9 protein-coding genes and 1 riboswitch are annotated in these 10,570 nt (G+C 70.8%); of the genes, 1 reads left to right on the forward strand and 8 read right to left on the reverse strand.

The genetic code is table 11. The features are described from left to right. Positions 1-80 precede the first annotated feature (80 nt). The 8 genes from cobJ to TSH64_RS22010 form a co-directional block, all read right to left on the reverse strand. Positions 81-854, reverse strand: coding sequence for a precorrin-3B C(17)-methyltransferase (gene cobJ / locus TSH64_RS21975; protein WP_109448250.1), 774 nt, complete (start codon positions 852-854; stop codon positions 81-83). Further along, on the reverse strand, positions 851-1,603 hold the full coding sequence (locus tag TSH64_RS21980; RefSeq protein ID WP_109448252.1) for a precorrin-2 C(20)-methyltransferase: 753 nt from the start codon (positions 1,601-1,603) through the stop codon (positions 851-853). The genes cobJ and TSH64_RS21980 overlap by 4 nt, the downstream gene beginning before the upstream one ends. After that, a complete protein-coding gene (locus TSH64_RS21985; protein ID WP_109448255.1) occupies positions 1,600-2,238 on the reverse strand; it encodes a precorrin-8X methylmutase in 639 nt (212 codons plus the stop codon). Before TSH64_RS21985 ends, TSH64_RS21980 begins: the two co-directional genes overlap by 4 nt. Then, entirely contained in the window at positions 2,231-3,571 is a 1,341-nt protein-coding gene (gene cobG / locus TSH64_RS21990; protein WP_109448257.1) for a precorrin-3B synthase, read from the reverse strand. Before cobG ends, TSH64_RS21985 begins: the two co-directional genes overlap by 8 nt. After that, the gene (gene cobN / locus TSH64_RS21995) at positions 3,568-6,972 is read right to left on the reverse strand and encodes a cobaltochelatase subunit CobN (protein WP_109448259.1); all 3,405 of its coding nucleotides are present in this window, start codon (positions 6,970-6,972) and stop codon (positions 3,568-3,570) included. Before cobN ends, cobG begins: the two co-directional genes overlap by 4 nt. A gap of 87 nt (positions 6,973-7,059) precedes the next feature. Further along, entirely contained in the window at positions 7,060-8,121 is a 1,062-nt protein-coding gene (cobW, locus tag TSH64_RS22000) for a cobalamin biosynthesis protein CobW (RefSeq protein WP_109448261.1), read from the reverse strand. Between the two features lie 14 nt (positions 8,122-8,135). Then, positions 8,136-8,915 carry a CbtA family protein gene (locus tag TSH64_RS22005; protein WP_109448263.1) on the reverse strand — a complete coding sequence of 260 codons (780 nt, stop codon included), beginning with the start codon at positions 8,913-8,915 and terminating at the stop codon, positions 8,136-8,138. Positions 8,916-8,925: 10 nt separating this feature from the next. Next, entirely contained in the window at positions 8,926-9,111 is a 186-nt protein-coding gene (locus TSH64_RS22010) for a CbtB domain-containing protein (RefSeq protein WP_109452930.1), read from the reverse strand. 44 nt (positions 9,112-9,155) lie between these two features. Beyond that, positions 9,156-9,387, reverse strand: a riboswitch (cobalamin riboswitch). Positions 9,388-9,705: 318 nt separating this feature from the next. Between TSH64_RS22010 and TSH64_RS22015 the strand changes: the two genes are divergently transcribed. After that, positions 9,706-10,482, forward strand: coding sequence for an ABC transporter ATP-binding protein (locus tag TSH64_RS22015; protein ID WP_109448265.1), 777 nt, complete (start codon positions 9,706-9,708; stop codon positions 10,480-10,482). The last annotated feature ends 88 nt before the right edge of the window (positions 10,483-10,570 follow it).

Genomic DNA, 10,570 nt, shown 5'->3' on the forward strand with positions numbered 1-10,570 from the left:
TCGTGGCGCGTCCCCCTCACCCAGCCCTCTCCCCGGGGGGGAGAGGGTTACTCGCGGTGGATTGGTCGTCACCCTCATCCTCACCCCCGGTAATGCCGGGGGGTGTAGACCCAGCGCCCACCATCCGCACGCGCCACGAACCGCGTGTGCGAGGCACCGATGATGACCAGCGTGCGCATATCGGCCTGCTCCGCCCGCACCTCGCCCAGCGTCGTCACCGTCAGCTCCTCGTCGGGGCGGCCGACGGCGCGGCCCAGCACGATGGGCGTCTCTGGCGCGCGGATGTCGCGCAGGGCGTCGAAGGCGGCGCCCAGCTGCCAGGGCCGGGCCTTGGAGATCGGGTTGTAGAGCGCGATGACGAAATCCGCCTCCGCCGCCAGACGCAGGCGCCGCAGCACCACCTCCCACGGCTTCAGATTGTCGGACAGCGAGATGGCGCAGAAATCATGGCCGAGCGGCGCGCCGGCCCGCGCTGCGGCGGCCTGCATGGCGGAAACGCCGGGGTCGACCGAGAGAGGCACCGCGCGCCACGCCTCGGGAGCGCCGGGATCGTCCAGCGCCTCGAAGATGGCGGCGGCCATGGCGAAGATGCCGGGATCGCCGCCCGACACCACCGCCACCCGCCGGCCCTGCGCCGCCAGATCGAGCGCGAAGCGGGCGCGGTCCAGCTCCACCCGGTTGTCGGAGGCGTGGCGCACCTGATCGCCCGGCGGCACGCGATCGACATAAGGGAAATAGCCGACAAGGTCGGTCGCCTCGGCCAGATCGCGCCGGGCTTCCGGCGTCAGCCAGACATCGGGGCCCGGACCCAGTCCAACAACTTTCAACCAGCCATTGTTCACCGGGCCGCTCATCCGCGCTTGCCCTCGCCCGGAATGACGATCTGGGAGAAGTAGGGGGCGACGTCCGGCGCCTCCAGGAAGGGCATGAAGCGCTGTTCGTCCATGCTGGCGCGCTCGACATACCAGGCCCGCTCGGCCAGTCCGGCGGCGGCGATGGCGCGGCGGACCTTGGGCAGGTTCTGGCCCAGCTTCATCACGACGCAGGCATCGGCGGCGGTGAGCGCGCGGACCAGCGCCGCCTCGTCCAGCGTGCCGGGGATTACCGACAGCACGTCGTCGCGCAGCATCAGCGGGCGCGGCAGCAGCGAGGCGCTGCACACCATGCTGGTGACGCCGGGAATGACCTCCGCCTTGAAACGGCCGGACAGCCGCAGGAACAGGTGCATGAAGGAGCCGTAGAAGAACGGGTCTCCCTCGTTCAGCGCTGCGACCGAACGGCCGGCGGCGAGATGCTCGGCGATGCGCTCGGCGGACTCATCGAAGAAGGCTTCGATCTGGCGACCGTAGTCCGGGTGGGTCGGCGGCAGCTCCACCGTCACCGGATAGACCATCGGCAATTCGATCTGGTCGGGCCTGATCGCCTGATCGGCGATGCGGCGGGCCTGGCCACGGGTGCCGCGCTTGCAGAAATAGGCGACGACCGGGCAGGCGCCGATGGTGCGCACCGCCTTCAAGGTCATCAGCTCCGGGTCGCCGGGACCGACGCCGACACCGAACAGGGTGCCCGGAAGGAGATTGGGGAAGAAGATATCGTCGCTCATTCGACGTCGCTCGCCAGCGCGTTGACGGCGGCGGCGGCCATGGCACTGCCGCCGCGCCGGCCGCGGATCGCCAGATAAGGCACGCCGAAGGGGTTTTCCGCCAGCGCCTCCTTGCTTTCCATCGCCCCGACGAAGCCGACGGGAAATCCGAGGATCGCCGCCGGTTTCGGCGCGCCGGCCGCCAGCATCTCCAGCAGGTAGAACAGGGCGGTCGGCGCATTGCCGATGGCGACGACCGATCCGCCGAGCCGGTCGCCCCACAGGTCGAGTGCCGCGGCGGAGCGGGTATTGCCGATGGTCTTCGCCAGATCGGGCACGGCGGCGTCGCGGAGCGTACAGACCACGGCGTTGCCGGCCGGCAGGCGGGCGCGGGTCACGCCATGGGCGACCATTTCGCTGTCGCAGAGGATGGGGGCGCCGGCGCGCAGGGCGGCACGGGTGGCACTGCCGACATCGGTGGAGAACAGCAGGTCCTGGGCCGCATCGACCATGCCGCAGGCGTGGATGACGCGCACCGCGACCGGCTTGAGGTCGTCGGGAATGGCGGTCAGGTCGGCCTCCGCCCGGATGGTGGCGAAGGACTGGCGGTAGATGGCCGCTCCGTCGCGGATATAGTCATAGAGCGGCTCAGGCACCGGTGGACTCCTCGGTCAACAGATCCGCGACGCGGGCCACGGCGTCGGCGGGGGACAGGCCGGTGTACGGGGAAGCGTCACCGGCTTTTGCGTTCAGGGCGACGTCATACACCCCGTCGCGGGCGGTCAGGGTGACATCGGCGATGGCGGGATGGGCGCAGCCCTTGGCGCAGCCCGACACATGCACCATTCGCACGGGGTCCAGCAAGGGGCCTGCGCGCTCGGCGATGGCGAGCGCCGCCGCATGTGTGTCGGTGGTGCCGACATCGCAGCCGCCAGCCCCGCTGCAAGCGGTCAGCTTCAGCCGGTGGTCGGTGTGGGACAGGATGGCGCCGTGGGTGTGGGCGACGGCTTCGGCGTCCTTGGAGGGGGCGACGAGGATGAGAGCGCGCCAGGGGGTGATGCGGATCTCGGCGCAGGCGGAGGCGAGGGCGGCGAGGGTGGTGGCGGTGAGGCGGCCGAAGGGGAAGGCGGTGGTGAGGAAGGATGGCGCCTCCCCAACGCGGGATTCCTTCTCCTCCTTGGGGAGAAGGTTAGGATGAGGGGGTTCGGCATCGCCGAAGACATCCATGAGGTGCGTCCCCCTCACCTTGATCCTCTCCCCGGGGGGGAGAGGAGAAATCAGGCGGGAGAGGCGTTTGCCGATTTCATCAGTGCCAATCGCCGCGACCAGACCCGCCATGCGGCGTGGCGGCTCCGGCAGTGTCGCGCGCAACTCGAGAAAGGCACGCCCGAGCACCGACGCCACATCCGCAACGTCGTCCGCCCGGCAAAGCCCCAGCGGCGCCGCCTTCGCCAGCGTCCCGCCCAAGGACACCCGGAACCGTTCGCCATCCACCGCGTCGAAGCGTACGTCCGTGCTGCTGTCCGCCAGATGGCCGATGCCGCCGCCGCAAACCAGCCAGCCGAACTTCGGCGGCAGGCGGTGCAGAGCGGCATCCTCCGCCAGCCGGGCATCCAGCGTACGCGCCGCCGCCCATACGTCCATCGCCGCTGTGGGATCCAGTCCGGCGGTGGGGGAGCACAGCACGTTGCGGACCGCTTCGCTCGCCGCATCGCCGGAGACGTGTCCCATGCCGCGCAGGGTGTCGGTCACCGGCTCCAGCCCATCGGCGGCGATGCCGCGCAGTTGCAGGTTGCCCCGCTGGCTGAGGTCGATCAGACCGTTGCCGTAACGACTTCCCAACTCCGCGATCTGGCGGGCATGATCGGCCGGCAGCACGCCGGCCGGAACGCGGACGCGCAGCAGCAGCCCGTCGCCGACCTGCATCGGCGCCAGCACGCCGGGGCAGGCGCCGCGGCGCCGCGGCTGGATGGTGGCAGGGTTCGTCATGCGGCGCTCTCCCGGAGGCGCTGCAGATCCTCCGCGGTGGAGTTGCGGCGGGGATGCCACAGGCCGCGGTCGAGCGCCTCGCTCATGCGCGCCAGAATGTGCCGGGCAGCGGCAGGGTTGTCCTGTGACAGGAAGTCCCACACCTGCGAATCCTCGACGTACGCGTCGAACAGCTGGTCGAAATGGGCGGGACGTACGGCATCGGTGGTGGCGGCGAAGGCGAACAGGGTATCGACGCTCGCCGCCAGTTCCGCGGCGCCGCGATAGCCATGGCGCATCATGCCCTGGATCCAGCGCGGGTTGGCCGCCCGGCCGCGCAGGGTGCGGGCGATCTCCTCCGCCAGGGTACGGATGGCGAGCCTGTCCGGATCGGCGCTGTCGAGATGGTAGAGCGCCGGCTCGGAGTCCTCCAGCGCGGCCGCGGCGGCGAAGCCGCCCTCGAACTGCATGAAACCGTCGGTGGACAGCACGTCGTGCTCGCGCTGGTCCTGATGGTGGACCAGGGCGTCGGCACCGCCAACCCGGCGGCGGAACAAGGCCGGCAGCGGAACCCCCTCCAGCCCGGCGCCATAGGCGTGGCAGCCGCCCTCCAGATAGGCGGCGCCGAAATCGGCCCGCGCGGTCCAGTCGCCGCGCGCGATCATGCCGGACAGCGCCGTGCCGTAGATGCCGGGAGCGGCACCGAAGATGCGGGCGGTGGCCCAGCGGCGGGCGTCCTCCGCGGCCGTGCCGGCGCTGGCGAGGCGCTGTTCCTCGGCTCTGGCGGTGGCGGCCAGCGGGTTGGTGTCGTCGGGTTCGTCCAGCCCGGCGACGGCGCGCACCGCCTGATCGAACAGGGCGATCTGCTGCGGGAAGACATCGCGGAACAGGCCGGAGATGCGCAGCGTCACATCGACCCGCGGTCGGCCCAGCACGCCGGCCGGCATGATCTCGTAGCCGGTGACGCGGCCGGAGCCGTTCTCCCAAATCGGGCGGACGCCGAGCAGGGCCAGCGCCTGGGCCAGCTCGTCGCCGCCGGTGCGCATGGCGGGCGTGCCCCAGCAATCGACCACCAGCCGGCGCGGCCAGTCGCCATGGTCCTGAAGATAGCGGGTGATCAGCGCATCCGCCGCCTGCCAGCCGAGAGTCCAGGCGGTCGGCGTCGGCACCCCGCGCGGGTCGAGCGCATAGAGGTTGCGGCCGGTCGGCAGCGTGTCCGCCCGCCCGCGCGCCGGCGATCCGCCGGGCCCGGGGCGGACGAAGCGGCCGTCCAGCCCGTCGAGCAGAGCCCGCATCTCCGCCTCGCCGCAGGCATCGACCGCCGTGGCGACCATGGCCGGATCGGCGCTCCGTGCGACAGCGGCGGTCAGCCGGTCGCGGCGCTCGCCGGCCGGGCTGTGGCCGAAGACATGCAGGCCGTCGCGGATCTGCAGTTCCTTGATGTCGCAGAGATGGGCGTCCAGCCGCGACAGGATGGCGTCGGGATCGTCGTCGGGCCGCAAATTGCAATCGGCGGCGATGCCGGATTTCCAGGCGAGGTCGAGAATGGTCTCGCGCAGCATGCCCAGCCGCCGCGGGTCGAGGCCGGTCGCCTGCGAATATTCGTCGATGGCGGTTTCCAGCGCGGCGAGGTCGCCGTAGAGGCCGGATTCCACCGGCGGCGGAGTCAAATGGCCGATCAGCACGGCGCCCAGCCGGCGGCGGGCCTGCACCCCCTCGCCGGGGTTGTTGACGATGAAGGGATAGAGGGTCGGCAGGGCGCCGCCGACGATTTCCGGCCAGCACTCTGCCGACAGCGCCACCGCCTTGCCGGGCAGCCACTCCAGCGTGCCATGGGCGCCGATCTGCACCAGCGCATCGATGCCGACGGCATGGCGCAGCCACAAATGGAAGGCGAGATAGCCGTGGCTGGGCGGGGTGTCGGGGTCGTGATGCTGGGCGGTGGTCAGGGGCCCGTGGCCGCGGCTGGGCTGCACCGCCACCACGGCATTGCCGCAGGGCAGGGTGCGGAAGGCGAAGGCGCCGTCGCGGCAGGCCGGGTCGGCGGCGGGCTCGCTCCAGGTCTCGGCAATGCGGGCGCGCAAGCTCGGCGGGGCCAAGCGCAGATAGTCGGCGAGCGGCAGGGTCGCGGTGGGTGGGCCGGTGAGGGACTCCATCAGCGTGGCGGCGCTGTCCGGAATGGCGGACAGTCCGTATCCCTCGGCGGACAGGCGCTGGAGCATCGCCACGGTGCTGGCCGGGCTGTCGAGGCCGACGGCATGGCCGATGCCGCCGCCGGGGCCGGGATAGTCGGACAGCACCAGCGCGACCCGCCGCTCCGCCCGTGGGGTGCGGAACAGGCGGACCCAACTGGCCGCGAGGTCGGCGGTGAAGGCGACGCGGTCGGGGATCGGCCGCAGGGCCGGTGCGGCGAATTGCAGATCGGGGTCGGGATCCCCCGCTGTCTTGAAGGCGATGGCGCGGGCGATGATGCGGCCGTCCATCTCCGGCAGCACGACGTTCATCGCGAGGTCGGACGGCGCCAGCCCGCGCGAGGACGCCTGCCAGCCGGCTTCCGGCGTGGTGGCGAGAATGGCTTGCAGCACCGGCGTGCCGTTGGCCTCCAGCGGCGAACCGTCCTCGCGCGCCGCCGAGAAGGCGGTGGTGTTGACGACGACGGCGGCGTTCTGCGCAATCAGGCTGGCCCGCATCCAGGCGGCGCAGTCCGGTTCCTTCAGGCTGGCGACGAACAGCGGCCGGGGGGCGAGGCCGCGGGCGGCCAGCGTGTCGCACAGGGCATGGACCGGGGCGAGGTCGCCGGCCAGCAGATGGGAGCGGTAGAACACCACCGCCGCGACCGGGGAGTCGGCAGCCAGGGGGGCGGCTGCGGGGCCGGTCCAACCGTCGTATGCGCCAAAGCGCGGGACGGGAGCCGGGTCTTCGTGGGGCAGCGGCGTGCCGGCCAGCGTCGCGGCGCAGGCCAGCAGATGGGTCATGTTGGCCGGGCCGCCCTCGGTGAAGTAGCGCCACAGCCGGTCGGCGGTGTCCGGCGGAACGGTGCCGTAGGCGGCCAGGTTCGGGTCGGGCTGCGCCTCTCCGGACAGGACGGCGAGCGGGATGCCGCGCTCGCGGCAGAGGGCGGACAGGCGGTCGAGACCATAGCGCCAGTAACCGCTGCCGCCCAGCAGGCGCAGAACCACCAGCTTGGCCTTGGCGACGACGGTGTCGGCGTAGAGATCGACCGACAGCGGATGGCCGAGCCGGTTGAGGTTGGCGAGGCGGAGGCTGGGCAGCCACTCGCGGCCCGCCCGCCATGCGGCGGCGAGCGCGGTCAGGTCGCTGTCGGAAAAGGACAGCATGACGAGGTCGGCCGGCGTCTGCCCCAGGTCTTCCGCCTGGGGGCCGGCGTCCAGTTCGTCCTGGCGGGCGGCAAGCAGGTGCATGGTTTGATGTCCAGGGGCGACTGCCCCCTCCCCCCCTCGGAAACGGCGAAGGTCAAGGAGGGGGCGGACGCCGCACTACTCTAACTCTTAACCGGCAATCGCCCGTGTCACCGCATCGCGGTCCAGCCCGGTCTCCCCAATCACCACCAGACGGCTGCGGCGCTCCTCGCCCGGCTTCCACAGGCGGTCGTAATGGGTCTGGATGCGGGTGCCCACACCCTGGACCAGCAGGCGCATCGGCTTGGCCGGCACGTCGATGAAGCCCTTCAGGCGCAGAACGCCATGTAGGCCGGCGACCTTTTCCAGCGTCATCGCCAGGGCGGCCGGATCGGGCTGCGCCGGCAGCTCCACCACGAAGCTGGTGAAGTCGTCGTGGTCGTGGCCCTCTTCGTCGTCATGGTGGCTGGGACGGTTGGCGAGATCGTCCTCCACCGCCGCACCGACACCGAGCAGGACCAGCGGATCGACCGCGCCCTGGGAGGCGCAGACCAGCTTGGCGTCGCGGCCGACTGTGTGCGCGAGGGCGCCGCGGATCAGGTCCTCGACGCGGGCGAGATCGCCGTCGGCCAGCAGGTCGGTCTTGTTGACGACGATCAGGTCGGCGCAGAGCAGCTGGTCCTCGAACACCTCCTCGATCGGCGTCTCGTGATCGACGGTGCCGGCGGCGTCGCGCTGGGCCTCCAGCGCCGCGGGATCGGGGGCGAAGCGGCCCTCCGCGGCGGCGGCGGCGTCCACCACGGCGATCACGCCGTCGACGGTGACGCGGGTCTTGATCGCCGGCCAGTGGAAAGCCTGGACCAGCGGCTTGGGCAAAGCGAGGCCGCTGGTCTCGATCACGATGTGCTCGGGCGGCTCCGGCCGGGCCAGCAGCTTCTCGATGGCCGGGACGAAATCGTCGGCGACGGTGCAGCACAGGCAGCCGTTCGCCAGCTCGATCACGTCGTCTTCGGTGCAGGTCGGGTTGCCGCAGGCGCGCAGGATGTCGCCGTCGATGCCGACATCGCCGAACTCGTTGATGATCAGCGCCAGCCGGCGGCCATCGGCCTTTTCCAGCAGGCCGCGGATCAGCGTGGTTTTGCCGGCGCCGAGGAAGCCGGTGATGACGGTCGCCGGAACCTTGCCGGCGGCCGTTTTTGCAAGAGCGGACATGGGACTGAGCCTCCTTAACGCGCGCCGGGCTGGACCCGCAGGGCCGGGTGCCGTTCGGCCGGTTCGACCATGCCGCTCATCAGCCAGCCGCAGACGGAACCCAGGATCGCCCAGAAAAGGGCGGCTGACCCCAGCGAGGCGGTGACGAAGCGGGCGGCCAGCTCCGGTGGAACGGCGCCCTCGGCGCTTTCCGGATGGGGCGCGCCGATCAGATGGGGCAGCGCTGCGGCCAGAACGGCGACGGCGATGACCAGACGGTTGCGGGCGAAGGCGAGGGCGGCGATGCCGACGCCGGCCCCGGCCGCGGCGGACAGCCACCAGAGCTGACGCAGCTCCAGCTCGGCCCCGGCCATGCCCGGCAGTTCCGGGGCCAGACCGAAGGACGGGGCCAGCGAGACGGCGACGAAGCCGCCCATGCCCCAGACCAGCCCGCGGCGGGCATCGACCGGCCGTCCGGCCAGCAGGATCGCGGCACCCAGCAGCAGCGCATAGGCGACGCCGGCGATCAGGTTGGCGGCGATGGTCAGGCCGATGCGCTGCATCGCCTCGTCCAGCGTGACCGGCACGCCTTCGCCGACCTCGCGCACGGGGCCATGCTGGTGGCCTTCGGCCTGGCTGGCGGCCGGAGCGCCAGCCGTAGGCGCGGCGGTTGCGGGAGGCGGGGTCACCACCTCGTATTTCTCGGCTTCGAGGATCAGCGGGACGGTCGTCGCCTGCTGAACGACGGAAGCGGCCGTGCCGGAGAGCACGCCCGCGACCAAAGCGGCTGTGAACAGCCGCCGGATCAGTTCCATGACCCGCTGCTTAGTGGCAGGGGAACGCGAAGGAGTGACGGGCGTCGTGCGCCGCATCGTGGATCTGCTGCGGCTGGGCGAAGCCGACGCCATACAGCAGGAAGCTGCCGAGCAGGATCGCGGCGAAGGCGGCGACCGCGGTCTGGGCGGCGCTGCGGGTCGCGGAGCTGGCGGCGTTCATCGAACGGGCGGTCATCGAAAACATCCTTGTTCTCCCGCCACACCCGGCGGGGTTGGAAAAGGTTCTGTGTGTCCGCCGGCAGGTTTCCTGGCTCGCGGGTCGTCGCATCGCCGTCCGCCTTCCCGGCCGCGGAGGGCCAGTGGCATGATGGACGGGACGCTCGCCGCTCACAGTTGCGGGGGCAGCCGCGGCTTTGGCGCTTCCGGGAAACCCGGGAAGGTCCGTACCGCATTCCCTATTATCCCCGCCGCCCGTCAGGACGGGCAGGGCACCGTCGGACGGCCACCATCGCAGTGCCGAGCCCGTTTGGCAAGCCCGCAATAAGGCGTCTGCCACACGGACGATCTTGCATGCCGACACTTTGGATGCTGTCATGTTTTGTGGACAGAGTGTCCAGGGATCCGACACTTTCCGACGCAGGGGTGTCGGTCAGAGGGAGGACAGCGAACCGAAACCCGCGGAGAAACAAAGGGGCCGGCGGCCCGGCCGAAGCGACTCCGTATCTGGCACGCTTCGTGCGTACAACAATCGGTGAAACGTCCCGCCGCACGGCGGCCGCCGGGCATATGCCCTGGACATAAGGACGAACGGGAGGAGAATTCGCGACCGATGAACGCCGCACCGAACGACGACATCATCCTGGAAGCGCGCAACCTGACAAAGGAGTTCAAGGGGTTCGTGGCGGTGAAGGAGGTGAACCTGCAGGTTCGCCGCGGCACCATCCACGCACTGATCGGCCCGAACGGCGCCGGCAAGAGCACGGTGTTCAACCTGCTGACCAAGTTCCTCACCCCCACCCGCGGCCAGATCCTCTACAAGGGCCGCGACATCACCCGCACCAAGCCCGCCGACATCGCGCTGATGGGGCTGGTCCGTTCCTTCCAGATCTCGGCCGTCTTCCCGCATCTCAGCGTGCTGGAGAATGTCCGTGTCGCGCTCCAGCGGCCGCTCGGCGCCAGCTTCCATTTCTGGAAGTCCGAATCGTCGCTCCACGACCTGCACGGCCGGGCGCTGGAGCTGATCGAGGCGGTCAACCTCACCCCCTGGGCCGGCCACACCGCCGCCGAGCTGCCCTATGGCCGCAAGCGCGCGCTGGAGATCGCCACCACGCTGGCGCTCGACCCCGAGGTGATGCTGCTCGACGAGCCGCTGGCCGGCATGGGGCACGAGGACATCGAGGGCACCGCCGCCCTGATCAAGCGCGTCGCCGCCGACCGCACCGTTCTGATGGTGGAGCACAATCTGTCGGTCGTCGCCCACCTGTCGGACACCATCACCGTTCTGCGCCGCGGCGAGATCCTGGCGGAGGGGCCCTACGAGGTCGTCTCGAAGAACCCGCAGGTGATGGAAGCTTATATGGGTACGGGGGGAACCGGACATGCCTGACGGGATGCAGACCAAGACCGCCCAAGTGGGAACGGCGATGCTGGAGATCGCCGACCTGCACGGCTTCTATGGCGAGAGCCATGTGCTG

It is taken from the genome of Azospirillum sp. TSH64, from assembly GCF_003116035.1.
GTDB lineage: Bacteria > Pseudomonadota > Alphaproteobacteria > Azospirillales > Azospirillaceae > Azospirillum.